Raw genomic sequence first — 23,350 nt, 5'->3', positions numbered from 1 at the left:
GTCCCTGGTTGATGCTGTGCCGTACGGGCGACGGCGGTTCGCGTGGCAGAATAGGCAGCCGCAAGGGCCGCGTCCATATCGGCGGCAAGTCCGCTTGCTGGCCCGGTCGCTGGTGGTTCTTCGGCGCGGCGGCAGAAAATCCGGCCAAGCTGTTGAAGCCGCGTCGCCTGTTTCTGGCCTGTGGAGGAATCGCTGGCAGTTCAACCGGTTCGGCGTGCGCCGGATGCCGGCGTCAAGCGATCTTTGGAAAACTTTTGGCTTGCGCGTTGGCAAGGCTGTGGCACTATCTGTTGCGTATCGAAGCCAGCCAGACACAAGTTCTGGTGGCTTCGGGCAGGGGACACATGGTTGGCCGGGTCGGCCAGCCGTGATTATCGGGAGCATGTGCTGCTGCGGCAAGATTGGCGCGTGACCCCGGTTTGTTCTCATTCTATGATCGAGGACAACGAACGGATGAGCGAATTCAGAATGACTGACAGCAGCGCCGACCTGACCACTGCCGAACGGCCCGAAGAGCTGGCCGAAACCTTGTTCGCGACGCTCGCGCAGGGGGCGCTGGCGGCCGCCAAGGAGGCGCCGGCCGCCAAGGAAACGCCGACCCGGCCGGGCACCAGCGAAGTGATGCCGTGGCGCTTCCCGGTGAAGGTGGATCGGACGCGCGACGCGCTGCTTACCGATTTCGGGCGGGACACGCTGGATGATCGCTATCTGCTGCCCGGCGAATCCTATCAGGATCTGTTTGCTCGCGTGGCCGCGGCCTATGCCGACGATGCGCCGCATGCCCAGCGCCTGTACGACTATATCAGCCGGCTGTGGTTCATGCCGGCAACGCCCGTGTTGTCGAATGGCGGCACTGGCCGCGGCCTGCCGATCAGCTGCTATCTGAACAGCGTGTCCGACAGCCTGGAAGGCATTGTCGGCACCTGGAACGAGAATGTCTGGCTCGCCTCGCGCGGCGGCGGCATCGGCACCTATTGGGGCAATGTGCGCGGCATCGGGGAGCCGGTGGGCCTGAACGGCAAGACCAGTGGCATCATCCCGTTCGTGCGGGTGATGGACAGCCTGACGCTGGCCATTTCGCAAGGCTCGCTGCGGCGGGGTTCGGCGGCGGTCTATCTCGACATCAGCCATCCGGAGATCGAGGAGTTTCTCGAAATCCGCAAACCCTCGGGCGATTTCAACCGCAAGGCGCTCAATCTCCATCACGGCGTGTTGCTCACCGATGCGTTCATGGCGGCAGTGCGCGACGGCACCAGTTTCGATCTGGTCAGCCCCAAGACCGGCGAGAAGCGCGCTGAGGTCGATGCGCGCGCGCTGTTCACCAAGCTGGTCGAAACAAGGCTGGCGACTGGCGAGCCGTACATCATCTTCATCGATGAAGTGAACCGCACGATGCCCAAGCATCAGCGCGACCTGGGGCTGAAGGTGTCCACCTCCAACCTCTGCTCCGAAATCACGTTGCCGACCGGGCCCGATCATCACGGCAAGGATCGCACCGCGGTGTGCTGCCTGTCCTCGCTCAACATCGAGACCTGGGATGAATGGCAGGGCGACCCGCTGTTCATCGAGGATTGCATGCGGTTCCTCGATAACGTGCTGCAGGATTATATCGATCGGGCTGAACCGGCCATGCACCGCGCCGCCTATGCCGCCATGCGCGAACGTTCGGTGGGCCTGGGCGTGATGGGTCTGCACAGCTTCTTCCAGGCGCGCGGGCTGCCGTTCGAAAGTGCGCCGGCCAAAAGCTGGAACATGAAGATCTTCAAGCATATCCGCGCGCAGGTCGATCAGGCGTCGATGAACCTGGCGGCCGAACGCGGCCCGTGCCCGGATGCGGCCGACATGGGTGTGATGGAGCGGTTTTCCAGCAAGATGGCGATCGCGCCGACCGCCAGCATCAGCATCATCTGCGGCGGCACCTCGGCCTGCGTCGAGCCGATCCCGGCCAATGTCTATACCCACAAGACGCTGTCGGGCTCGTTCGTCGTCAAGAACATCTATCTGGAGAAACTGCTGATCGCCAAGGCGAAGAACAGCGATGCGGTGTGGAACTCCATCCTGGAACGCGGTGGTTCGGTGCAGCATCTGGAGTTTCTGACCCCCGATGAAAAGGCGACCTATCGCACCGCGTTCGAGATCGATCAGCGCTGGCTGCTCGAACTGGCCGCCGATCGCACGCCGTTCATCGATCAGGCGCAGTCGCTCAATCTGTTCATCCCTGCCGATGTCGAAAAGTGGGATCTGCTGATGCTCCACTATCGCGCCTGGGAACTGGGCATCAAATCGCTTTATTATCTGCGCTCGATGAGCGTGCAGCGCGCCGGCTTTGCCGGCGGCGTGGAGGCGGACAACACGGCGGCGCCCCCGGTGATCACCGTGGAGCGGCGCGATTATGATGAGTGTCTGGCGTGCCAGTGATGCGAACGGGCTTGCCCTGCCATCCCGCAGGGCAATGCACCGGCCGGGATGCTGACCGGCCGGAGGGTGAGGGGGCCGTGGCCATGACTTCCACGACTCATGGCCATGGCCCCCTCCCAACTGCCCCCCTCCCAACTGCAGCCTAGAATTTTATTTTCAGATCAGGACTTTAAACATGTCTCTCCTCAAAGCCTCCAAAAGCTACAAGCCGTTCGAGTACCCTTGGGCCTATGATTTCTGGAAGCGCCAGCAGCAGATTCACTGGATGCCGGAAGAAGTGCCGCTGGGCGAGGATTGCCGCGATTGGGCGCAGAAGTTGACCGATCACGAACGCAACCTGCTCACCCAGATCTTCCGCTTCTTCACCCAGGCCGATGTCGAGGTGCAGGATTGCTATCACGACAAATATGGCAGCGTGTTCAAGCCGACCGAAGTCAAGATGATGCTGACGTCATTCTCCAACATGGAAACGATCCACATCGCGGCCTACAGCCACCTGCTCGATACGATCGGCATGCCTGAAAGCGAATATAGCGCCTTCCTGAATTACAAGGAAATGCGTGACAAGCATGATTATATGGGCACGTTTGGTGTGTCGAACAACGAGGATATTGCCAAGACGCTGGCGATGTTCGGCGGCTTCACCGAGGGCCTGCAGTTGTTTGCGTCGTTCGCGATGCTGATGAACTTCCCGCGCTTCAACAAGATGAAGGGCATGGGCCAGATCGTGTCCTGGTCGGTGCGCGATGAATCGCTGCACTGCGAAGGCATCATCAAGCTGTTCCACGCGTTCTGCGCGGAAACCGGCGTGCTCACCAGCCGCATCCGGGATGATATCGCCGATGTCTGCCAGCGCACCGTGCGCCTGGAAGATGCCTTCATCGATCTGGCCTTCGAACAGGGCCCGGTTTCCGGCATGACGCCCAAGGATATCAAGCGCTACGTCCGCTACATCGCCGATTGGCGCCTGACGCAGCTCGGCCTGCAGCCGATCTACATGATCGAGGAACATCCGCTGCCCTGGCTGACGCCGCTGCTAAACGGTGTCGAACACGCCAATTTCTTCGAAGCGCGCTCGACCGAATATAGCAAGGCCGCCACCAAGGGCGACTGGAACGAAGTGTGGAACGCCTTCGACAGCCGCAAGGCCGCCAAGACCATGAGCGAAACCCCGGCCGCCAATGTGGATGACCGGCAGGGCGGGCTGCTGGGGATGGCCGCGGAGTAAGGGCACGTAGCCATCAAGCGTGCAAACTCCCATTCTAAGTTAGCCGTGCGCCTCTCCCGTTAGCGGGAGAGGCTGGCCCCTCATCTCACATATGGATGCGCGGCACTTGGCGGCTGTGTAGGATGCGTTCGATCACCACCTGCCTCGCGTCGCTGCTGAAATAGACGATGTGGCTGCCATGGGGTGTCGAGCGCAGGCTTGGTTCGACATCAGGGCGCGCCGTGCCGATCAAGGGAAAGTCGGCGAGCAAGGCGAAACAATCGGCAAAGCTGGCGACATAGGTTGCAGCTTGTTCGGTGCCCCAATGGTCGGCGCCGTAATCGAAAATTGCATCGAGATCGCGCGCCGCCGCTGTGCTGAGCGTGACGTCAGCCACCAGCGTGCCGCTGGCGCCCCTCGGCAATGATATCGTCCAGCGTGCGCTTGCTGGGGCCGCTGGCGCGGGCTTCGGCAATGGCGGTACGGACGAAGGCCAGCCGCTCCGCCTCGTCGCGATCGCGGGCCACCAGATCGTTCAGATAGGCGGTTTCATTCGGCCAGGCCCCGCTGGCGACTTGGCTCGCGATCCATTCGCGGGCTGGTTCGGCGAGGCGGGTTGGCGGTTCGTCCATGGCCGGAATCTCACCCTGCGGGTGGCAAAAGTCAATGTTCGCATGCCGCCCGGCCCGCATCGCTGGCGGTGATGTGTTCGTTGGCAAAGTCTGGCTGGCCCGCTATGTTGGGCATGTTTGATGCGCAAGGATATGCCCATGGTTGCCAATCGTTCCGGTGCGCCCGATGTTCGGCCACTGCGCCGGCCAACCAATGTCTCGCTCGATCGCGGGCTTGTTGAAGAGGCGCGGGCCCACGGCATCAATCTCTCCCAGGCCTGTGAGCGTGGCATAGCCGAGCAGTTGGCGCGGGTTCGGGCCGAGAAATGGCTTGAGGAGAATCGCGCGGCGCTGGATTCGTCCAATGCCTATGTCGAGGCGCATGGCCTGCCGCTTGCCCGCTTCCGTCAGTTCTGATGTCCCGCTTCGATGTTTATCTGGAGGCAAGCGAAGCCGGCTTGTTGCTGGATTGCCAGTCCGATCTGCTCAATCATCTGAACACGCGCCTTGTCGTGCCGCTCCGGCTGCCGGAACATGCACCGGCACCAGCCAGGCGCCTGAACCCTGTCTTCACCATAGATGACCGGCCTTATGTGATGCTGACGCAATTTGCCGCTGCCATCACGGTGCGGGAATGCGGGCCGCCTGTCATGTCGCTTGCCCACGAAGACACGGCGATCATAAACGCCCTCGATATGCTGATCAGCGGTTACTGACAGGCAAAATCCTATCCCAATTTGCGCCCCACCCACACCACGCGGCCGATCACGGTGATGCTGTCCGGGTCGCAATCGGGCCAGCTGGGGTAGGCTTCGTTGTCGGAGCGGATCGTGATGCGCCGCGCAATGGGGTTCAGGGACAGGCGTTTGACCAGCAGGGCGTCGTCGCTGCGCAGCACATAGATGCCGTCGCGCAGGCGCAGGTGATCGCCGGTGTCCACCAATATCTGATCGCCGTGGGCCAGGGTGGGGAACATCGAATCGCCTTCGACGCCGAGCACCGCCAGGCCTTCGGCTGGGCCCGCCGACAGATCGCGGATGAAGCCGGCCTGGAAGGCGATGGCGGCACAGGGGACCTCAACGCCGGGCAGGGCGCCTGGGCCGGCCGAGGCGGCAAGCTGATATTGCGGCACCATCACGAAATCGTCGGGCGCGCGGGCGAGGCCGGGGCGTTGCAGCATGGCGCGGCCGCTGTCTGCCGCTGGGCCGCCGAGCAGATGTTCGGCGATGCCGAAATGTTCGGCCAGCAGCCGCCGATCGGATTCGGACAGGCGGCGCGGCACGCCACGCTTGATGAATTGCTGGATATAGCTGGCGTTGCGCCCAAGCCGCCGCGACAGCGAGGCATAATCCTCCCCGCGCGACGTGATGAGTGCGTCCAGCCTCTGCCTGATGGCGATGCTGTCCATGACCCTTGGGGCCTCCTCTCCTGGCCCGTTATGGACCCTATAGCTATAGTTTTTTTCCTAGACTAGTAGGATTTTGACTTGGATAAAGCGTCTTGTCAGCCGAATCGCGAGGGATAGGCCGACAATTCAGCCCAGATCGAAGGGAGTTGACGACATGAGCCTATTGCCTGTCGTGGAGCGCCATCTGCGTGCCCACGCCATCCCGCCCTCGCGTTTCGGACGCCTGGCGACCGGAGATCCGCGATTCGTGTTCGATCTGCGCCGTGGCCGGGAACCCCGCGCCGGCACCCGCGCCCGTGTGCTGGCCCAGATTGCCAGCGATGCGGCCCGCGCACAGGAGGGACCCCATGCGACCGCGTTGTGACAAGGCCCAGGCCGCGATCCTGCGCGCGGTGGCGGCCATCGCCCTGCCGTTCGGTGCGCGGGTCGTGATTGAGGAACTGCGCGCCCGCGATTGGGCCAGCCTGACGCTGACCGGCGCCCGCCACGAACTGGATGTGCGGCTGGACGGCCCCGGCGCTGCCGCGGCCCTGGTGGCAGTCGCGGCGCAACTGCCGCACGAGACCATCACGATTTCAGGGCAGTTGCTGGCCGAATTGCTGGTGGAGCCCGGCACCGCCGATGATGATGGCGTGGCCCTGACCCTGAGCGCACTGGTGATCAACGATTGATGGCAAAGCTGTAACCTGCGACAATTCTGAGCAGTGCTCAAATATCTTGCGCCCGCTCAGATGAACGGGCAAGATATGAGTCGGAATCAAAAGCCGGGCAGCGTCATGGGGGTGCTGCCCGGCCCCACCGACCGGATCGCAGGCGCAGACCATGAGCAATCGAGCCTTTGCCCACGATGTTGCTGCGCCAAGGAAGGGCCGGCGCCCGCTTGCGGTCGCGGCGTTGCTGTTGGCAGCCACGCTTGCCGCGTGCAGCAGTGACGCGCCGCCGCCGCCCAAGCCCGGCCCGGCCTTGCCGGTGCGGCTGGCCACTGTCCGCCCAGTCAGCGGCAGCGCGATGCTGGTCGTGTCTGGCACGGTGCGGCTGAAACGCGAAACGCCGCTGTCGTTCAACACGCCCGGCCGCATCGCCGACATCCTGGTGCGCGAAGGCGACCGCGTCGCTGCTGGCCAGGTGCTGGCGCGGCTGGATATCACCTCGCTGGGGGCCGCCCAGGCCTCGGCGCAGGCCGAAGTGGTGCGCGCGAAATCCGATCTGACGCGGCTGGAAGACCTGTTCAAGAAAGGCTGGGTGACGGCGCCGCGGGTGGAGCAGGCGCGCGCCACGATGGCGGCGGCACAGGCGCGGCTGCGCGCCGCCGGTTTCGATGTCGGGCTGGCCGTGCTGCGGGCGCCGTCGGCCGGCGTGGTGCTCAGCCGGCCGGGTGAGCCGGGGCAGATCGCCCAGCCCGGCCAGGCGGTGCTCACGCTGGGGGAAATGGGCCAGGGCTTCGTGCTGCGGGTGCCGCTGGCCGATCGCGATGCGGCGCGGGTGAAGCAGGGGCAGCCGGCCACCGTGCGGATCGCTGCCGTGGGCCCCGGCGCCCTGGCAGGCCAGGTGAGTGAAGTCGGCGCGCGCGGGGACGATGGCACCGGCACCTTCCGCATCGAAGTGAAACTGCCGGCCAACCCGCGGCTGGCTTCGGGTCAGATAGGCGAGGCGGAATTGCTGCTTGGCCCGGCCGAGGTGGGCGCGCCGCTGATGGTGCCGGCCACGGCGGTGTTTGCGGCGCGTGCCGATGAAGGCTTTGTCTATGTGCTGGAGCCGGTGACGCGCCGGGTGCGGCAGCGGCAGGTGGCGCTGGGCGAAGTGGGCGAGGCGGGCGTGATCGTCACCAGCGGCCTGCAACCCGGGGAACAGGTGATCACCACCGGCATCGATCGGCTGCGCGATGGCCAGGTGGTGCAGATTGCGGGCCGGGCCCCAGCGCAGGTGGCGACTCAGGTGGCAGCCCAGGTAGCCGCAAAGTGAACGGCATGATCCGCTTTGCCATCGAAAAGTGGCAGATCACGCTGGTGGTGTTCCTGGCGCTGACGGCGTTGGGCCTGTCGGCGTTCTTCACCATCCCGCGTTCGGTGGATCCGCATTTCCCGTCGCCGTTCGTCAACATCGTTGCCACCGTGCCGGGCGCCGAGCCGGCCGACATGGAATCGACCATCGCCAAGCCGATCGAGGATATCGTGCAGGGCCTGGACGGTATCGTGAAGGTACAGTCGCGATCGACCGATTCCACCGCCGTGATCACCGCCGAATTCAGTTGGGATGGCGATCCGGAGAAGAATTACGACGAGGTGGTGCGCGAGGTGAACGCCATCCGGTCGAACCTGCCGTCGGCTTTGACTCGGCTGGAGTTTCAGAAAACCCGCACCACCGAAGCGGCCGTGCTGCAATTCGCCTTGGTATCGGATACCGCCAGCTATCGCCGGCTGGAGAAGGTGGCCAAGGATCTGCGTGAGCGGCTGATCCGCGTGCCGGGCGTGCGCGGCACCAGGGTGTGGGCGTTGCCGACGCCGGAAATGCGGGTGGCGCTCGATACCGGCCGCATGGCGCAACTTGGCATTCCCGTCACTGCCGTCACCGATGCGCTGCGCGGCGGTGGCCAGGATCTGCCGCCGGGCGCGGTGCAGGCCGGCGAAGCGCGGCTGAATGTGCAGGCCGGCGGCGCCTATAAATCGGTGGCTGAACTCGCCGATGAACCGGTGCGCGCGCAAGGCGGCCGTATCGTGCGGGTGAAGGATATTGCCACGGTCGGCTGGGCCTATGAGGAGCAGCCGCATTTTGCCCGGTACAACGGCAAGCGCGCGGTGTGGGTGACGATGACCCAGAAGGACGGGCTGAATGTGCTGGAGATCCGCAACAATGCCATGAAGGCTGCCGAGGCCTATCGCGCGCTGCTGCCGCCGGATGTGCAGATGGTGGTCGGCTTTGACCAGAGCAACGACATCGCGGTGAAGCTCGATCAGCTTGGCCGGGATTTTGCGATTGCGGTTGGCCTGGTGCTGATCACGTTGCTGCCGCTCGGCTGGCGCGCCAGCGTCGTGGTGATGGTTTCGGTGCCGCTGTCGCTGGCCATGGGTGTGGCGGTGTTGAGCTGGAGCGGCTTCACGCTGAATCAATTGGCAATTTCCGGCTTCATCATCGCGCTTGGGTTGTTGGTGGACGACAGTATCGTGGTGACCGAGAATATTGCCCGCCACTTGCGCATGGGCAAATCCCGGCAACAGGCCGCCGTCGATGGCACCACCCAGATTGCGGTGGCGGTGGTCGGCTGCACCTTCGTTTTGCTGTTCGCCTTCCTGCCGCTGACGATGCTGCCCGAAGGCGCCGGCAAGTTCACGCGCAGCCTGCCGGTGGCGGTGCTGGGCACGGTGGCGGCGTCGCTGATCGTGTCCCTGACCATCGTGCCGTTTCTGGCCAGCCGCATCCTGCCGCGCGAGGAAAGCGCAGAGGGTAACCGATTTTTGCAATGGGTAAACCGCGGCATTCACCGATTCTATCAGCCGGTGCTGCACTGGGGCCTCACCCACCCTTGGAAGGCGATGCTGGCGGCCACCGTGCTGATCTTCTCGGGCTTTGGCCTGGTGCCGTTCATCGGGTCCAGCCTGTTTCCGCCGGCCGAAACGCCCTATTTCCTGGTGCAGGTGACGGCGCCGGAAGGCACCGCCATCCCGGCCACCGATCGCGCGGTGCGTTATGTGGAAAATGCGCTGCAGGGTGAAGAGGCGGTGACCGCGGTGATGGGCAATGTCGGCCGCGGCAATCCGCAAATCTATTATAATCAACGCAGTTTCGATCAACGCAGCAACATCGGCGAAGTGCTGGTGGTGCTTGATAAATGGGATGAATTCGGTGGCCCGGCGCTGGTCGAGCGGCTGCGTGCCAAGCTGGAGGCCAGCCCCGACGCGCAATATGTCGTGAAGATCTTCCAGAACGGTCCGCCGATCGATGCGCCGATCCAGATCCGTATCGTCGGGCCGGAGCTGGATGTGTTGAAACGCCTGGCCGGCGAAGTGGAAGCCGTGATGCGCAAGGTGCCCGGCACGCGTGATGTGCGCAACGCCGTGGCGGTGGACCAGCCGCGCCTCAATCTGGGGCTGGATAGCGACAAGGCGGCCTTGCTCGGCGTGCAGCCGGGCGCGCCGCGCCGGGCGCTGCGGCTCGCGCTGGCCGGGGAAGCTGCCGGGCGCTTCCGCGATGTGGAAGGCGACAGCTATGATGTCGTGGTGCGGCTGCCACTGGCGGAGCGGCACAGTGTACGGGTGCTCGATGATATCTATGTCCCGGGCAGTGTCGGGCCGGTGCCATTGCGCGAGATCGCGGCGCCCTATCTCGATTCCGCGCCGCCGCGCATCAATCGCGAGCGCCAGAGCCGGGTGGTCTATGTCGATACCCAGGTGGCGGACGGCTATCTGACCGCCAAGGTCAATACCGCGGTGGTGGACGCCATCCAGCAGGTGAAATTGCCCGACGGCTATCGCTATGACATTGGCGGTGAAGCCGAAACCGCCGCGCGCAGCTTTGGCGGGCTGGGGCCGATCATCGCGCTGGCCGTGTTCGGGATTTTGGCGGTGCTGGTGATCGAATTCGGCCGGTTTCGCGAAACTCTGGTGGTGGCCGGTGTCATTCCGCTCGGCCTGTTCGGCGGCCTGATGGCGCTGTTCCTCACCGGCAATTCGCTGTCGTACACCGCTGTCATCGGCTTCGTCGCGCTGATCGGGATCGAGATCAAGAACAGCCTGCTGCTGGTCGATTTCACCACGCAATTGCGCGACGCCGGACGCCCGCTGCGCCAGGCCATCGAGGAAGCCGGCGAAGTGCGTTTCCTCCCCGTTTTCCTCACCAGCGTGACCGCGATCGGTGGCTTGCTGCCGCTCGCGCTTTCGGGGTCCGGCCTGTACAGCCCGCTGGCCTGGGTGATCATCGGCGGCCTGGTGTCGTCCACCCTGCTCAGCCGCGTGGTGACGCCGGTGATGTATCTGCTGATCGTGCAGGGCGATGCCAAGCGGCCACCCGCGCCGCAGGCTCCAGCGACTGGGGCGCTGCCTGCCGAGTGAGGCCAAGAAAAATCCCGCGCTTGATTGCACTGCAGCACAGGCTTCATTATCCCATGGCCCATGAAACGACACGCCGGCCAGGACCCTGATATCGTGCGCACGTGGCGCCTCGCCACGCAAATGGTGCGTGGCGGCACCATGCGCACCGAGGTGGGGGAGACATCCGAAGCCATCTTCATGACCTCGGGCTATTGTTATGACAGTGCCGAGGAAGCCGCGGCGCGGTTCCGGGGCGAACGGCCCGGCATGACCTACAGCCGGCTGCAGAACCCGACCGTGGAAATGCTGGAGCAACGCATCGCCCTGATCGAAGGCGCCGAAGCCGCCCGCGCCACCGCCACCGGCATGGCCGCAATGAGCGGCATGCTGCTGTCGACGCTGTCGGCAGGCGATCATCTGGTGGCGGGCCGCGCGCTGTTCGGATCGTGCCGGGTGCTGGTGGACACGATCTTGCCGCGCTTCGGCATCGAAACCACCACGGTCGATGCCCGCGATGTGGACGCCTGGGCCAAGGCGCGCCGGCCGAATACCAAGGCGTTTTTCCTGGAGACGCCGACCAATCCCGGCCTTGATCTGTGCGACATCAGGGCGATTGCCGATGTTGGCCATGATGCCGGCGCGCTGGTGATGGTGGATAATGCCTTTGCGTCGCCGATCGTGCAGCGGCCGCTGGAACTGGGCGCCGACATCGTCGCCTACAGCGCCACCAAGCTGATGGATGGGCAGGGGCGTGTGCTGGCCGGTGCGGTGGCGGGCAGCGCGCAGTGGATGAACGACACCTATCTGGCGTTCGCGCGCCACACCGGGCCGAACCTGTCGCCCTTCAACGCCTGGGTGGTGCTGAAAAGCCTGGAAACGCTTGATCTGCGCGTGCGCCGCCAGTGTGACAATGCGCTCAAGGTCGCGACCTTCCTTGCGACACGCGTCCCCAATCTCGTCTATCCGGGCCTTGCCAGCCATCCGCAGCATGCGCTGGCGCAGCGCCAGATGTCGGCAGGCGGCACCATCATTGCCATGCATCTGGATGGTCGCGAACAGGCGCATGCCCTGCTCGATGCGCTGCAACTGATTGATATTTCCAACAACCTCGGTGATTCGCGCACCCTGATGACGCATCCGGCCAGCACCACCCATTACAGCGTGTCGGCCGCCGTGCGGGCGGAAATGGGCATCACCGAAGGCATGTTGCGCCTGTCGGTCGGCCTGGAAGACCCCGATGATCTGATCGACGACCTAGCCCAGGCGCTGGGCGCGGCCGGGTTGTGATCGCGATGATCGGCCAGTTTTTCCCTTATGCTGAAACCACCGCCGGCATCACGGTGCGGGTGGCACCGCATTATCTGCCCGAACAATCCGATCCCGACCGCGGCTATTTTGTCTGGTCCTATCATGTGCGCGTGGAAAATGCCGGGACGAGTCCCGTGCGGCTGATGGCGCGGCGCTGGACGATCATCGATGGCATGGGCCGCACCGAAGAAGTCGCTGGCGACGGCGTGGTGGGGGTGCAACCGCTGATCGCGCCGGGCGGTGCCTATGATTATGTGTCGGGTTGCCCGCTCGGCACGTCATCCGGGCGGATGCATGGCCGTTATGTGATGATGGCCGAAGACGGGACGCGCTTCATGGTCGTCATCCCGCAATTTGCGCTGGAGTTGCCAGGCCCGCGGCCGGCGGTGCACTGATCAGGCATGAAGCGTACCCATCTGCCGTTGAATGCCCTGCGCGTCTTCGAAGCGGCGGCGCGCCACCTGTCTTTCACCCGTGCCGCCGATGAACTGGCCGTCACGCCGGCTGCCGTCGGCCAGCAGATTCGCGCGCTGGAGGAAACGCTGGGCGTGGTGCTGTTCCGCCGGCTGACGCGCAATCTTGAACTGACCGCCGAAGCCGAACAGGCGTTGCCGGCGCTGCAGCAGGGCTTTCTGGCGTTTGAGGAAACGGTGCGGCTGATGCAGGCCGGGCAATCCAGCCGCGTGCTCAGCCTGGCGGCGCCGCGGGCGCTGGTGGCGAAATGGCTGGCGCCGCGGCTCGCCGAGTATGGCCAGCTCCATCCGGGTCTGCGCTTTTCGATCATCGCGCATGATGCCGGCGAAGTGGATTTCACCCAGGCCAATCTCGATCTCGCGATCCATTTCGGTGCCGAGCCGCAAGCCGAAGGCATTCATGGCCGCACACTGGGCACCGAGCGGCGCATCACCGTGGCAGCGCCGGGTGCCGGGCCGGATGCACCCTGCATTGCCCATCCCCTCGATCCCGAAACCGTCTGCGTGGCCAGCGCCTTCACCGTGGCCGATGCCGGCCTGGCCATCGATGCGGCCGCAGCCGGGTTGGGGCGGGCGCGGGTGCCGGCGCTGCTGGCCGCAGCCGATCTGGCGGCGGGCCGGGTGGTGGCGCTGGATGACGGCGAGCCGGCGGACGGCGCCTGGTGGCTGACCGCACCGACGCCGCAATGGCGCCAGACCAAGGTGCGGGCGCTGGTGGCGTTTCTTGCCGAACCGCTGGCCTGAGCAGATTATTAATTTTTCTTAATTACATTTTGGATGGAAACATTAACAGCGTGCTATTTTACCTTTTTTAGAGGTTAATTTATTGGTAAGGAAATTTTCATAACCGAAGGCGCAATTCCGCGTGTCGGGCATGGGGAAGCAAGACATGAAGAGCATCCTGTCGGCAGCAGCACTGGTCACCGCCCTCCTGGCCTTGCCGGCGCAGGCGACTTCACGCATCAGCGTGATCGACGGGGCGTGCAACTCGGTCAGCGACGCCGCTGGTTGCCGTTTCACCGGCAATATTACCGCGAAAACCGTGGATGCGACGCAGGGCGCCTATAATCTCTACAACGACAGCATGTTGAGCGCGCAGCCCGATATCCAGCTCAACTATCTGTTCGATACGGATGCAGGCCTGCCCGGCAATGTCAGCGTTACCGGCCTGAACGACCGGTCCGGCACGTGGTCGACGCCGGGCATCCTGGTGGATTTCATTGCCACCAAGGCTGGCAATGGCTTCACCCTGTTCAAACTGGCCGCGCCTGCTTCGTCGGGCACCTGGAACACCGGCGTGCAGCAGGGTCTGTCGCACCTCAGTTTCATGACTGGCAACCTGCTGCAGTCGCCGTCAGTTGATCCGCAGATTGATGTCGCGGGCGGTGTGCCCGAACCGTCGAGCTGGGCGATGTTGATCGCTGGCTTTGGCCTTGTCGGCGTCTTCAGCCGTCGCCGCCGCCGCCAGGTGACCGTCGCCGCCTGATCCATTGTGGCGGCCGCTGGCGCAGCGCGCCGGGCCGGCCGCCGCAATTTCTCAATCTGCCGGTGATCGGTTCAGGCGCCGGCGATCACCGGTCGGCCGATCAACATCACATCACCCAACGCCAGCGCGCGCGCCGCGCCCGTCATCGGATCGCTCACCTGCGCCATGTCGCCGGCCAGCCGGTGCAGCAGCATCGGCTGGCCATTGCGGTGGAGCAGCAGCAGCGGCAGGCCCTTCGCCAGATCGCGCTGCAGCAGATAGGCAGCAGGGGAGGGCGGTTGGCCGGCTTCCCACACGATCTCGACGGCGGTTTCCCACTCTTCGCCGTCGTCACTCGCCGCCGCGCCAGCCACGGCGAGCAGCGCCGCCTTGCCGGTGCGCGCACCAATGCGCGCCGCGATTGATTCTGGCGAAAACGCTACGCCGCGCGCTAGCCAGCAGGCGGCCAGCACCAGCGCTAGGCCGTCGACCTGCTGGGCGCGCACCGGCATTGCCAGCAGCGCGGGCAGGGCGAACAGCATGCGGCGGTGAATCATCCAGCCAGCCTAGCCGGCGCGCTTGCCGCCTGCTAGGGCGCTGCCCATGCTGTCGATCTCTGCCGTCACCGTTCGCCTTGGCGGGCGCACCATCCTTGATGGCATTTCCGCCACGCTGCCGCCGCGTGCCTGCATCGGCTTGATCGGCCGCAACGGCGCCGGCAAATCCACGCTGATGAAGGCGATTGCCGGCCAGCAGGAGCTGGACGCCGGCAGCATCGACATGCCGCGCGCCACACGGATGGGCTATATCGCCCAGGAAGCCCCGGCCGGGCAGGGTACGCCGTTCGATACGGTGCTGGCCGCCGATACCGAACGTGCTGCGCTGATGCTGGAAGAGGATGCGCTGGCCGCCAGTGGCGCCGATCCGCTGCGCCTGGCCGAAGTTCATGAACGGCTGGTGGCGATCGACGCCTATACCGCGCCGGCCCGCGCCGGGCGCATCCTGGATGGCCTTGGTTTCGATGCCGCCGCGCAGCAGCGCCCGCTCGACAGTTTTTCCGGCGGCTGGAAGATGCGCGTCGCGCTGGCCGCGCTATTGTTCAGCCAGCCCGATCTTCTGCTGCTCGATGAGCCGTCGAACCACCTCGATCTCGAAGCGGCGATGTGGCTGGAAAATTTCCTGAAATCCTATCGCGGCACCATATTGCTGATCAGCCACGAGCGCGATCTGCTCAACAATGTCGTCGACAATATCCTGCACCTCGAACAGGGCAAGGCGACGCTGTACGCCGGCAATTACGACAGCTTCGAACGCCAGCGCGCCGAACGGCTGGCGCAACTGGCTGCCGCCCGCGAAGCCCAGGCCGCACAGCGCGCCAAGCTGCAGGATTATATCGCCCGAAATTCGGCACGCGCCTCCACCGCCAAGCAGGCGCAGAGCCGGCAGAAGGCGCTGGCCAAGATGCAGCCGATTGCCGAAACCGCCGTCGATCCCAGCCTGAAGTTCGATTTTCCCTCGCCGCCGCCGCTGAAACCGCCACTGGTGCAACTAGATGATGCCGCGGTCGGCTATGATGGCACGGCGATCCTGACCGGCCTCGATCTCACACTCGATCCCGATGACCGGCTGGCGCTGCTCGGGCGCAACGGCAACGGCAAGACGACGCTGGCGCGGCTGCTGTGCGGGCAATTGCCGGCGATGGCGGGATCGAAACACGCGCCCGGCAAGCTGCGCGTCGGCTATTTCACGCAATATCAGGTGGAAGAGCTCGACCGCGAGGATACCCCGCTGGAGCATATGACCCGGCTGATGCGCGGTGCCAGCCCATCGGCGGTGCGCGCGCAACTGGGCCGCTTCGGCTTCACTGGCGGCATGGCCGAACAGAAGGTCGGCCACATGAGCGGCGGCGAACGGGCGCGGCTGGCGCTGGCGCTGATTACTCGCGACGCGCCGCATCTGCTGATCCTGGATGAGCCGACCAACCACCTCGATGTCGATACGCGCGAGGCGCTGGTGCAGGCGCTGAACGGTTACGAAGGCGCCGTGGTGGTGGTCAGCCACGATCGCCACATGATCGAGGCCAGCGCCGACCGGCTGGTACTGGTCGATAGCGGCCACGCCCGCAATTTCGATGGCAGCATCGATGATTATGAAGCGCTGATCGTGGGCGGCCCGCCAAAGAAGGCCGATGCGCCCAAAACGCCGCAAGCCCCGCGCGAAGACCCCAAGGAAGCCCGCCGCCGCGCCGCCGCGCAGCGCGAAGCCACCCAGGCGCTGCGCAAGACGCTGAACGCCGCCGAACAGCGCATCGCCCGGCTCACCGCAGAGCGTGATGGCCTGGACAAGCGGCTGGCGCTGCCCGGTGCCAACACGGCGGCGCTGCTGAAGCAACGCGGCACGATCGAGGCCAGTCTGGCCGCCGCAGAAGCCGAGTGGCTGACCGCCAGCAATGCGCTGGAAGCGGCTCAGCCGTCCAAGTCGCAGGCATCCTGAAGCAGCGGCACCAGCCCGGCGGCGAGGCGGGCATAGCCGGCGGCTGAATAATGCAGATGGTCGCTGCGCATCGCCGGGTCGATCCCATCGCGGCCGGCGAGCAGGTGCGCGACCGGCAGGCGCCGTGTGCTGGCCGGCAGGGTCAGCCGGGCAGTGATCGCCGCCATGGCCTGGCCCTGGCGTGCCCCGATCAACAGCGAGCGCCACCACGGTTGGGGGCCCGGCGCCAGCAGATCGGCCACCACCATGCGCGCGCCACTGGCCTGCCCGGCGCGGGCGATGCCCGCAATCGCGGTCGCTGCTTGCCCGGCCGCATCGCCCCATGGCCACAGCGCGGCGGCGCGGGCATCGTTGCTGCCCGCGAACAACAGGATGGCGTGTGGCCGGGTGCTGGCGATCAACGCGCCAATCGGCGCCGCCAATTCACTGGCCCGTGCGCCGGCTTCACCAGCCACTGCCTGGCGCCAGCCCGGCGGTGCCGGCGCTGACCAGCGCGCGGCCAGCGAATCGCCCACGATCAACAGCCGGCAATCGCCATTGCCTTGCCAGACCGGCGTCACCGGCCGCGCGTCAACCGGCATGGCAAGCCCGCCCGCGAGCAGCAGCGCCCACCAGGCGCGGGCGTCAGAGTTGATACATGCGCCGCGTGTTTTCGTCAGCGCCCTCCAGCCGGCCAAAGCTGCCAACCTTGATATCCGATCGCACCACCCGCGCCGGATTGCCCGCCACAATGGACCGCGGCGGCACATCCGTGAACACCACGGCGCCGGCCGCCACGATCGATTCGTCGCCAATCGTCACCCCCGGCATAATCATCGAGCCGCCGCCGATGAAACAGCGCCGGCCGATATGAATTGGATGGACAATGCCGGTGGCCATATCCGTGGCGTCGATCAAGGTCTTGAACGCCAGCAATGTTTCAGCCCCGACGTTCACGCCGCCAGGGCGCCCCGGCAACAGGCGGCTGGACAGGGAAACGCTGGCGGTTTCATCGATGATCACGCCGGTGCGCCACTGCAGCCAACGTCGGCGCAGCTCGATCAGCGTTGTGCGCAGCTTGCGCAACTGGTTGAGCGAACCCATGGCCATGACACCCTCAAATAACGACCATCTTGGCCGCTTGTAAAGTTGGCGGGGTCGTGGAATGGCATCCCGCACGAGGGCAGGGTCATGGCGCGTCGATTGAGCTTGCGGCAGCACTGGCAGAGACTGGTGCGGGATCGCATCTGGGGCATGGATGTCCATCCCAGCGCGTGGATCGCTGAAACCGCGCTGATCGACCGTACCTGGCCGCGCGGCGTCCACATCGGCCCGGATTGCGTGATCGGGGAGGAAGCGGTGATTCTCACCCACGACATGACCCGCGGCATCTACATGGATACGTTCGTCGGCGCCGGAACCCGGATCGGGCCGCGCGCGATCATCCTGCCCGGGGTCACCGTCGGCAAGAATTGCCTGATCCAGCCCGGCGCGCTGGTCAACCGGGATGTCCCGGATGATCATGTCGCCACCGGCAACCCCGCGGTCGCGACGCAACGAACCTGAAGCCATGATTGTGCGGTCGGCCATCATCCTGATCGTCCCTCCAAAGGCCGGATGATTGCCGCAACAGGGTGTGGTTAACAGGTGCCATGCCACCGATTCGGCAGGCGGCATGGCTCAGGTCGCCAAAGATGTATCCGTTATGGATGGCAGGCTGGCGTCAGGCATCCAGCGCTTCGGCATCGATCGAGGTGGCGTGGCTCTGGATGAAGTTGAAGCGATGCTCCGGGTTGCGGCCCATCAAGCGTTCGACCAGATCGGCCACATCGGCGCGGCCTTCGGCATTTTCGGGCAGGCGCACGCGGATCAGGCAGCGGCTGGCCGGGTCCATCGTGGTTTCCTTCAACTGCTGCGGGTTCATTTCGCCCAGGCCCTTGAACCGGCTGACCTCGACCTTGCTGCGGCTGGAAAAGGTCGTGGCCATCAATTCGGCGCGGTGCGCATCATCGCGTGCATAGGCCACGGTGCCACCTGCCGACAGGCGATAGAGCGGCGGTTGCGCCAGATAAAGCCGGCCATCGCGCACCATGCCGGGCATTTCGCGGAAGAAAAACGTCATCAACAGTGTCGCGATATGCGCGCCGTCCACGTCGGCATCGGTCATGATGATGATGCGTTCATAGCGCAGGCTTTCCGGCGCATAACGTTCGCGGGTGCCGCAGCCCAGCGCCTGGATCAGATCGCCGATTTCGGAATTGGCGCCGATCTTGGCGGTGTTGGCGGATGCCACGTTCAATATCTTGCCGCGGATCGGCAGGATCGCCTGGGTGTTGCGGTTGCGCGCCTGCTTGGCACTGCCACCGGCCGAATCGCCTTCCACGATGAACAATTCGGTGCCCGGTGCATCGCCGCGCGCACAGTCGGTCAGCTTGCCGGGCAGGCGCAGCGATGATTTGCTGGTCGCGGTCTTGCGCTTGACCAGCGCTTCCTGCCGGCGGCGCAGCCGGTCTTCCATGCGCTCCAGCACGAACGCCAGCAGCGCCTTGCCCAAAGGCCCACCGCCTTCGCCGCTGCCGGTCAGCCAGTGATCGAAATGATCCTTGATGGCATTTTCCACCAGCTTGGTGGCTTCGGGGCTGGTCAGCCGGTCCTTGGTCTGGCTCTGGAACTGCGGATCGCGGATGAACAGCGACAGCATCAGCTCTGCGCCGGAAAACACATCCTCACCGGCCAGTTCACCGGCCTTCTTGTTGCCTGACAGCGTGGCGAAGTTGCGCAAACCGCGCGTCAGCGCCAGCCGCAGCCCGGCTTCATGGGTGCCGCCATCGGGTGTCGGGATGGTGTTGCAATAAAAACTCGCCGATCCTTCGCCCCACTGCGGCCATGCGCAGGCCCATTCCACTGCGCCCATCGGTTTGCCATCGGGCGCCACCGCCAGATCGGCGCGGCCGGCAAACAGATCGGGCACCACCAGCGGGCGATCCTCCAGCCGTTCGCGCAAATGATCGGCCAGGCCGCCGGGGAAGGTGAACACCGCGGTTTCCGGCACATCCCCGTCGCGGCGTTCGGGTGCACATTTCCAGCGGATTTCGACGCCGCCGAACAGATAGGCCTTTGATCGCGCCAATTTGTACAGCCGGCTGGCGCGGAACGCCGCGTCCGCGCCGAAAATCTGCGCATCCGGATGGAATCGCACCGATGTGCCGCGCCGGTTGGCGACGGCGCCCAATTTTTCCACCGGCCCCAGCGGCAACCCGCGCGAAAAGCGCTGCCGGTACAATAGCCGGTCGCGCGCCACTTCGATGGTGGTGTCGTCCGACAGCGCGTTGACCACGCTGATGCCCACGCCGTGCAGGCCGCCGCTGGTGGCATAGGCCTTGCCGCTGAACTTGCCGCCCGAATGCAGCATGGTCAGGATCACTTCCAGCGCCGATTTGTCAGGGAAACGCGGGTGCGGATCCACCGGGATGCCGCGGCCATTGTCGGTGATGGTCAGGCTGCCGTCGACCTCCAGGCTCACCTCGATGCGGCTGGCGTGACCAGCGACCGCCTCGTCCATGGCGTTGTCCAGCACTTCGGCAGCGAGGTGATGCAGCGCGCGCTCATCGGTGCCGCCGATATACATGCCGGGCCGGCGCCGCACCGGCTCCAGGCCCTCCAGCACTTCGATATGGCTGGCATCATAATCGGCGGAACTTTGGGTGGCAGCGAACAGATCAGACATGGGCAGGGTATAGCAGCCGCCGCCGCCGCCGCCAGCCGGGCGGGAAAGCGCAGGTTGGGCGCGCGCGACCTTTTGTTTTTGGCCTACGCAATTTCACGCATTGAATTTTACCGTTGTGCAGTGCAAAAGGGTCTTGCCGATATGGCGATCCTCCCCAAGGATTTACTGGGGCCGGAACTCAGGTTCCGGCCCCCTTTTTTTATGGTTTTCAGGGGGTTGAGATTATGCAGGCGTTATGTCGGGCTGGAGTTAGGGATTGTTACGCGCGTGTTGCAGTGCACAAGATGCGGCCAGTTTGGAGGGGGTTTGCGCTTGTGGCACGGACACGGCCGGCGGCGGAGCCGCCGAGTCCGTTTGGGTTGGTAGGAAGTAAGGAAGAAGGAAAGAGGAAGAGCGTGGCGGAGCCACGCCGTCGGACGAGTCAAAAAAGGCGGCCTGTGGGGGCCGCCTTTTTCGATCGCCGTCCGAGCTTTGACGAGTCGGAGCTTAGTGCTGCGCACTAATCTCACGCCGTCATGCGCTGTAATACATATCAAATTCAACCGGCGCCGGCGTCATCTCCCACCGCTGCACCTCTTCCATCTTCAATTCGATGTACGAATCAATCTGGTCGTCGGTGAACACGCCGCCCTTGGTGAACACGGCGCGGCTCTTGTCCAGCGCCACCAGCGCCTCACGCAGCGATGCGCACACGGTCGGCACCTTCTTCAGTTCGCGCGGCGGCAGGTCATACAGATTCTTGTCCATCGCCGGGCCGGGATGGATGCGATTCTCGATGCCATCGAGGCCGGCCATCAGCAGCGCGGTATAGGCCAGATACGGGTTGGCCAGGGCATCCGGGAAACGCACTTCCACGCGCTTGGATTTGGCACCGCTGCCGTAGGGGATACGGCACGAAGCAGAACGGTTGCGGCTGCTGTAGGCCAGCAGCACCGGCGCTTCAAAGCCCGGCACCAGCCGCTTGTAGCTGTTGGTGCCCGGATTGGTGAAGGCGTTGCACGCCTTGGCATGCTTGATGATGCCGCCGATGAAGAACAGCGCCATTTCGCTCAGGCCGGCATATTGATCGCCAGCGAACAACGGCGTCTTGCCGTTCCAGATCGACAAATGGGTGTGCATGCCGCTGCCGTTGTCGTCCTTGATCGGCTTGGGCATGAAGGTCGCGGTCTTGCCATAGGCATGGGCGACCTGGTGCACGACATATTTATACACCTGCATGCGATCGGCGGTTTCGACCAGCGTGCCATAGGTCAGGCCCAGTTCGTGCTGCGCGCTGGCGACTTCATGGTGATGCTTGTCGCAGGGCAGGCCCATTTCCAGCATGGTCGCAACCATTTCACCGCGCAGATCGACGGCGGAATCAACCGGCGCGCACGGGAAATAGCCGCCCTTGGCGCGTGGCCGGTGGGCCATGTTGCCTTGTTCATAGCTGCGCCCCGAATTGGTCGGCAGTTCGATATCATCGAGATGGAAGAAGCCTTCGTTATAGCCCAGGCCAAAACGCACATCGTCAAACACGAAGAATTCGGCTTCCGGGCCGACAAAGACGGTGTCACCGATGCCGGTGGCCTTGAGGTACGCTTCGCCGCGCTTGGCGGTGCTGCGCGGATCGCGGCCATAAAGCTGCCCGGTGGACGGCTCGACGATATCGCACACCAGAATCAGCATCGGGGTGGCAGAGAAAGGATCGATATAGGTCGCGCCCAGATCCGGCATCAGGATCATGTCGCTTTCGTTGATCGCTTTCCAGCCGGCGATCGACGAGCCATCGAACATGAAGCCATCGGTCAGCATATCCTCGTCGATCACGCCTGACACCATGGTCAGGTGCTGCCACTTGCCCTTGGGGTCGGTGAAACGCAGATCAACCCACTCGATGTCCTTGTCCTTGATCAGGTTCAGAATGTCGGCAGCAGTGGCCATTTGGCTCTTCCCTTTTGCTGGTTGTTATCTTTGAATCTCAGGCGGTCAGATCGCGTCGCTGTCGCGCTCTCCGGTGCGGATGCGCACGGCCATTTCCACCGGCGACACGAAAATCTTGCCATCGCCGATCCGCCCGGTGCGCGCCGAATTGGTGATGGCTTCGACCACCCGGTCGACCTGGTCGTCGTCCACGACCACTTCCAGTTTCACCTTGGGCAGGAAATCCACCACATATTCGGCGCCGCGATACAGCTCGGTATGGCCTTTCTGCCGGCCAAAGCCCTTGGCCTCCGTCACGGTGATGCCGGACACGCCGACTTCGTGCAGCGCCTCTTTAACTTCATCCAGCTTGAACGGCTTGATGACCGCCTCGACTTTTTTCACATCTTGCTCCCGCGCGGCGCCACGAAGCATCGACCGCCGTCACCGATGGCCTGCACCAATCGCGATTTCATGCGCTTTTTGGCGCAGGCGCGCCACCGTAATTTAGCCTATTTGCAGCATGTCGCTGCCCGGTAATGGCCAGCATTTGAAATGTTGCATCAGACGGTAGTGGCGTAGCCACCGTCCACAGTAACAACACTGCCCGTCATGAATTCGCTGGCCCGGCTGGCCAGGAACAGCGCGACACCGGCCATGTCATCGGCGTTGCCCCAGCGCTGCATCGGCGTGGCGGCGCGAAAGGCTTCGCGGAACTCCTCGGCAATCGCGGCGGTCATTTTGGACGGGAAAAAGCCCGGTGCGATGGCGTTGACCGCGATGTGGCGGGGGCCGAGAAACTTGGCCATCATCCGTGTCAGGTGCAGCACGCCGGCCTTGGACGCGGCATAGGAATAGGTTTCCAGATCGGAAACATGCTGGCCGTCGATGCTGCCGATGTTGATGACACGGGCCATATGGTCGGGGCTTGCCGCGGCGCCGAGGTTGGGCAGCAGTTTCTGGGTGAGGAAGAACACCGATTTCACATTCAGGTCCATCACCTTGTCCCAGCCCAGTTCCGGAAAATCATCGATGCCCGCGCCCCAGCTCGCGCCGGCGTTGTTGAACAGGATATCGAGCTTCGGCATGCGTTCGTTCACCGCTGCGGCAAAGCGTTCGACCTCGGCCATCTGCGACAGGTCGGCGGCAATGGGCAAGCAGGCGGGGCCCAGCTCGGCCGCCAGCGCGTCGCAATCACTGGCCTTGCGGCTGGAGATGATGACAGTGGCGCCGTTCTCGACCAGCGCACGCGCGATCATCTCGCCGATTCCGCGGCTGCCGCCGGTGACCACAGCCGTTTTGCCGGCAACGCTGAACAACTGTTCGATCTTCATG

Annotated in this window: 25 protein-coding genes; 15 read left to right on the top strand and 10 right to left on the bottom strand. The window is 64.5% G+C overall.

What is annotated here, in order from left to right:
* The first annotated feature begins 11 nt into the window (after window positions 1-11).
* The 3 genes from ACTIEZ_RS08590 to ACTIEZ_RS08580 all read left to right on the top strand — a co-directional run bounded on the left by ACTIEZ_RS08590 (window position 12) and on the right by ACTIEZ_RS08580 (window position 3,646).
* On the top strand, window positions 12-371 hold the full coding sequence (locus ACTIEZ_RS08590; RefSeq protein ID WP_439546252.1) for a hypothetical protein: 360 nt from the start codon (window positions 12-14) through the stop codon (window positions 369-371).
* Between the two features lie 82 nt (window positions 372-453).
* Window positions 454-2,418, top strand: coding sequence for a ribonucleoside-diphosphate reductase subunit alpha (locus ACTIEZ_RS08585; RefSeq protein ID WP_439546251.1), 1,965 nt, complete (start codon window positions 454-456; stop codon window positions 2,416-2,418).
* 175 nt (window positions 2,419-2,593) lie between these two features.
* Complete coding sequence (locus ACTIEZ_RS08580) at window positions 2,594-3,646, top strand: ribonucleotide-diphosphate reductase subunit beta (RefSeq protein WP_439546250.1); 1,053 nt, start codon at window positions 2,594-2,596, stop codon at window positions 3,644-3,646.
* An 85-nt stretch (window positions 3,647-3,731) separates the two neighbouring features.
* Here ACTIEZ_RS08580 and ACTIEZ_RS08575 read toward each other — a convergent pair whose 3' ends face one another.
* Window positions 3,732-4,022: a type II toxin-antitoxin system RelE/ParE family toxin gene (locus ACTIEZ_RS08575; protein ID WP_439546249.1), complete on the bottom strand. Its 291-nt coding sequence runs from the start codon at window positions 4,020-4,022 to the stop codon at window positions 3,732-3,734.
* Entirely contained in the window at window positions 4,015-4,257 is a 243-nt protein-coding gene (locus ACTIEZ_RS08570; RefSeq protein ID WP_439546248.1) for a ribbon-helix-helix domain-containing protein, read from the bottom strand. The genes ACTIEZ_RS08575 and ACTIEZ_RS08570 overlap by 8 nt, the downstream gene beginning before the upstream one ends.
* 138 nt (window positions 4,258-4,395) lie before the next feature.
* Between ACTIEZ_RS08570 and ACTIEZ_RS08565 the strand changes: the two genes are divergently transcribed.
* A complete protein-coding gene (locus ACTIEZ_RS08565; protein WP_439546247.1) occupies window positions 4,396-4,653 on the top strand; it encodes a type II toxin-antitoxin system CcdA family antitoxin in 258 nt (85 codons plus the stop codon).
* The gene (locus tag ACTIEZ_RS08560; protein ID WP_439546246.1) at window positions 4,653-4,952 is read left to right on the top strand and encodes a CcdB family protein; all 300 of its coding nucleotides are present in this window, start codon (window positions 4,653-4,655) and stop codon (window positions 4,950-4,952) included. Before ACTIEZ_RS08565 ends, ACTIEZ_RS08560 begins: the two co-directional genes overlap by 1 nt.
* A gap of 11 nt (window positions 4,953-4,963) precedes the next feature.
* On the opposite strand, the gene ACTIEZ_RS08555 is transcribed toward ACTIEZ_RS08560, so the two are convergent.
* Entirely contained in the window at window positions 4,964-5,644 is a 681-nt protein-coding gene (locus ACTIEZ_RS08555) for a S24 family peptidase (protein WP_439546245.1), read from the bottom strand.
* A 154-nt stretch (window positions 5,645-5,798) separates the two neighbouring features.
* On the opposite strand from ACTIEZ_RS08555, the gene ACTIEZ_RS08550 reads away from it, so the two are divergent.
* The 8 genes from ACTIEZ_RS08550 to ACTIEZ_RS08515 all read left to right on the top strand — a co-directional run bounded on the left by ACTIEZ_RS08550 (window position 5,799) and on the right by ACTIEZ_RS08515 (window position 13,935).
* Window positions 5,799-6,008, top strand: a complete 210-nt coding sequence (locus tag ACTIEZ_RS08550) for a hypothetical protein (protein WP_439546244.1) — start codon at window positions 5,799-5,801, stop codon at window positions 6,006-6,008.
* Window positions 5,992-6,315 carry a hypothetical protein gene (locus tag ACTIEZ_RS08545; protein WP_439546243.1) on the top strand — a complete coding sequence of 108 codons (324 nt, stop codon included), beginning with the start codon at window positions 5,992-5,994 and terminating at the stop codon, window positions 6,313-6,315. Before ACTIEZ_RS08550 ends, ACTIEZ_RS08545 begins: the two co-directional genes overlap by 17 nt.
* 151 nt (window positions 6,316-6,466) lie before the next feature.
* Window positions 6,467-7,606 carry an efflux RND transporter periplasmic adaptor subunit gene (locus ACTIEZ_RS08540; protein ID WP_439546242.1) on the top strand — a complete coding sequence of 380 codons (1,140 nt, stop codon included), beginning with the start codon at window positions 6,467-6,469 and terminating at the stop codon, window positions 7,604-7,606.
* A 5-nt stretch (window positions 7,607-7,611) separates the two neighbouring features.
* Entirely contained in the window at window positions 7,612-10,689 is a 3,078-nt protein-coding gene (locus ACTIEZ_RS08535; protein WP_439546296.1) for an efflux RND transporter permease subunit, read from the top strand.
* A 60-nt stretch (window positions 10,690-10,749) separates the two neighbouring features.
* Complete coding sequence (metZ, locus tag ACTIEZ_RS08530) at window positions 10,750-11,955, top strand: O-succinylhomoserine sulfhydrylase (protein ID WP_439546241.1); 1,206 nt, start codon at window positions 10,750-10,752, stop codon at window positions 11,953-11,955.
* Window positions 11,956-11,960: 5 nt separating this feature from the next.
* Entirely contained in the window at window positions 11,961-12,371 is a 411-nt protein-coding gene (gene apaG, locus ACTIEZ_RS08525) for a Co2+/Mg2+ efflux protein ApaG (RefSeq protein ID WP_439546240.1), read from the top strand.
* Window positions 12,372-12,377: 6 nt separating this feature from the next.
* Window positions 12,378-13,193 (top strand): LysR substrate-binding domain-containing protein, encoded by an 816-nt coding sequence (locus ACTIEZ_RS08520; protein WP_439546239.1) that lies wholly within the window; start codon window positions 12,378-12,380, stop codon window positions 13,191-13,193.
* A gap of 145 nt (window positions 13,194-13,338) precedes the next feature.
* Window positions 13,339-13,935, top strand: a complete 597-nt coding sequence (locus ACTIEZ_RS08515) for a PEPxxWA-CTERM sorting domain-containing protein (RefSeq protein ID WP_439546238.1) — start codon at window positions 13,339-13,341, stop codon at window positions 13,933-13,935.
* Window positions 13,936-14,006: 71 nt separating this feature from the next.
* Here ACTIEZ_RS08515 and ACTIEZ_RS08510 read toward each other — a convergent pair whose 3' ends face one another.
* The gene (locus ACTIEZ_RS08510) at window positions 14,007-14,471 is read right to left on the bottom strand and encodes a hypothetical protein (protein ID WP_439546237.1); all 465 of its coding nucleotides are present in this window, start codon (window positions 14,469-14,471) and stop codon (window positions 14,007-14,009) included.
* 46 nt (window positions 14,472-14,517) lie between these two features.
* Here ACTIEZ_RS08510 and ACTIEZ_RS08505 point away from each other — a divergent pair, with 46 nt between their 5' ends.
* On the top strand, window positions 14,518-16,407 hold the full coding sequence (locus ACTIEZ_RS08505; RefSeq protein ID WP_439546236.1) for an ABC-F family ATP-binding cassette domain-containing protein: 1,890 nt from the start codon (window positions 14,518-14,520) through the stop codon (window positions 16,405-16,407).
* On the opposite strand, the gene ACTIEZ_RS08500 is transcribed toward ACTIEZ_RS08505, so the two are convergent.
* Together ACTIEZ_RS08500 and ACTIEZ_RS08495 are read right to left on the bottom strand one after the other, a co-directional pair.
* Complete coding sequence (locus ACTIEZ_RS08500; protein ID WP_439546235.1) at window positions 16,380-16,988, bottom strand: SGNH/GDSL hydrolase family protein; 609 nt, start codon at window positions 16,986-16,988, stop codon at window positions 16,380-16,382. The genes ACTIEZ_RS08505 and ACTIEZ_RS08500 overlap by 28 nt on opposite strands.
* Window positions 16,989-17,031: 43 nt before the next feature.
* Window positions 17,032-17,496: an acyltransferase gene (locus ACTIEZ_RS08495; protein WP_439546234.1), complete on the bottom strand. Its 465-nt coding sequence runs from the start codon at window positions 17,494-17,496 to the stop codon at window positions 17,032-17,034.
* Window positions 17,497-17,577: 81 nt separating this feature from the next.
* On the opposite strand from ACTIEZ_RS08495, the gene ACTIEZ_RS08490 reads away from it, so the two are divergent.
* A complete protein-coding gene (locus tag ACTIEZ_RS08490; RefSeq protein ID WP_439546233.1) occupies window positions 17,578-17,952 on the top strand; it encodes an acyltransferase in 375 nt (124 codons plus the stop codon).
* 157 nt (window positions 17,953-18,109) lie between these two features.
* Here ACTIEZ_RS08490 and parE read toward each other — a convergent pair whose 3' ends face one another.
* The 4 genes from parE to ACTIEZ_RS08470 all read right to left on the bottom strand — a co-directional run bounded on the left by parE (window position 18,110) and on the right by ACTIEZ_RS08470 (window position 23,349).
* A complete protein-coding gene (parE, locus tag ACTIEZ_RS08485) occupies window positions 18,110-20,113 on the bottom strand; it encodes a DNA topoisomerase IV subunit B (protein WP_439546232.1) in 2,004 nt (667 codons plus the stop codon).
* A 513-nt stretch (window positions 20,114-20,626) separates the two neighbouring features.
* Complete coding sequence (glnA, locus tag ACTIEZ_RS08480; protein WP_439546231.1) at window positions 20,627-22,036, bottom strand: type I glutamate--ammonia ligase; 1,410 nt, start codon at window positions 22,034-22,036, stop codon at window positions 20,627-20,629.
* Between the two features lie 45 nt (window positions 22,037-22,081).
* Complete coding sequence (locus tag ACTIEZ_RS08475; protein WP_439546230.1) at window positions 22,082-22,420, bottom strand: P-II family nitrogen regulator; 339 nt, start codon at window positions 22,418-22,420, stop codon at window positions 22,082-22,084.
* 158 nt (window positions 22,421-22,578) lie between these two features.
* A complete protein-coding gene (locus ACTIEZ_RS08470) occupies window positions 22,579-23,349 on the bottom strand; it encodes an SDR family oxidoreductase (RefSeq protein ID WP_439546229.1) in 771 nt (256 codons plus the stop codon).
* Between the last annotated feature and the right edge of the window lies 1 nt (window position 23,350).

This window comes from Sandarakinorhabdus sp. (assembly GCF_051860625.1).
Lineage (GTDB): Bacteria > Pseudomonadota > Alphaproteobacteria > Sphingomonadales > Sphingomonadaceae > Sandarakinorhabdus.
Note: the sequence above shows the minus strand (reverse complement) of the source record. Positions and strands in the feature narration are given on the sequence as shown.

Coding starts and splice junctions, on each gene's coding strand:
- ACTIEZ_RS08590 (WP_439546252.1), top strand. CDS start 12: ATGCTGTGCCGTACGGGCGACGGCGGTTCGCGTGGCAGAATAGGCAGC.
- ACTIEZ_RS08585 (WP_439546251.1), top strand. CDS start 454: ATGAGCGAATTCAGAATGACTGACAGCAGCGCCGACCTGACCACTGCC.
- ACTIEZ_RS08580 (WP_439546250.1), top strand. CDS start 2,594: ATGTCTCTCCTCAAAGCCTCCAAAAGCTACAAGCCGTTCGAGTACCCT.
- ACTIEZ_RS08570 (WP_439546248.1), bottom strand. CDS start 4,257: ATGGACGAACCGCCAACCCGCCTCGCCGAACCAGCCCGCGAATGGATC.
- ACTIEZ_RS08565 (WP_439546247.1), top strand. CDS start 4,396: ATGGTTGCCAATCGTTCCGGTGCGCCCGATGTTCGGCCACTGCGCCGG.
- ACTIEZ_RS08560 (WP_439546246.1), top strand. CDS start 4,653: ATGTCCCGCTTCGATGTTTATCTGGAGGCAAGCGAAGCCGGCTTGTTG.
- ACTIEZ_RS08555 (WP_439546245.1), bottom strand. CDS start 5,644: ATGGACAGCATCGCCATCAGGCAGAGGCTGGACGCACTCATCACGTCG.
- ACTIEZ_RS08550 (WP_439546244.1), top strand. CDS start 5,799: ATGAGCCTATTGCCTGTCGTGGAGCGCCATCTGCGTGCCCACGCCATC.
- ACTIEZ_RS08545 (WP_439546243.1), top strand. CDS start 5,992: ATGCGACCGCGTTGTGACAAGGCCCAGGCCGCGATCCTGCGCGCGGTG.
- ACTIEZ_RS08540 (WP_439546242.1), top strand. CDS start 6,467: ATGAGCAATCGAGCCTTTGCCCACGATGTTGCTGCGCCAAGGAAGGGC.
- ACTIEZ_RS08535 (WP_439546296.1), top strand. CDS start 7,612: ATGATCCGCTTTGCCATCGAAAAGTGGCAGATCACGCTGGTGGTGTTC.
- metZ (WP_439546241.1), top strand. CDS start 10,750: ATGAAACGACACGCCGGCCAGGACCCTGATATCGTGCGCACGTGGCGC.
- apaG (WP_439546240.1), top strand. CDS start 11,961: ATGATCGGCCAGTTTTTCCCTTATGCTGAAACCACCGCCGGCATCACG.
- ACTIEZ_RS08520 (WP_439546239.1), top strand. CDS start 12,378: ATGAAGCGTACCCATCTGCCGTTGAATGCCCTGCGCGTCTTCGAAGCG.
- ACTIEZ_RS08515 (WP_439546238.1), top strand. CDS start 13,339: ATGAAGAGCATCCTGTCGGCAGCAGCACTGGTCACCGCCCTCCTGGCC.
- ACTIEZ_RS08510 (WP_439546237.1), bottom strand. CDS start 14,471: ATGATTCACCGCCGCATGCTGTTCGCCCTGCCCGCGCTGCTGGCAATG.
- ACTIEZ_RS08505 (WP_439546236.1), top strand. CDS start 14,518: ATGCTGTCGATCTCTGCCGTCACCGTTCGCCTTGGCGGGCGCACCATC.
- ACTIEZ_RS08500 (WP_439546235.1), bottom strand. CDS start 16,988: ATGCCGGTTGACGCGCGGCCGGTGACGCCGGTCTGGCAAGGCAATGGC.
- ACTIEZ_RS08495 (WP_439546234.1), bottom strand. CDS start 17,496: ATGGCCATGGGTTCGCTCAACCAGTTGCGCAAGCTGCGCACAACGCTG.
- ACTIEZ_RS08490 (WP_439546233.1), top strand. CDS start 17,578: ATGGCGCGTCGATTGAGCTTGCGGCAGCACTGGCAGAGACTGGTGCGG.
- parE (WP_439546232.1), bottom strand. CDS start 20,113: ATGTCTGATCTGTTCGCTGCCACCCAAAGTTCCGCCGATTATGATGCC.
- glnA (WP_439546231.1), bottom strand. CDS start 22,036: ATGGCCACTGCTGCCGACATTCTGAACCTGATCAAGGACAAGGACATC.
- ACTIEZ_RS08470 (WP_439546229.1), bottom strand. CDS start 23,349: ATGAAGATCGAACAGTTGTTCAGCGTTGCCGGCAAAACGGCTGTGGTC.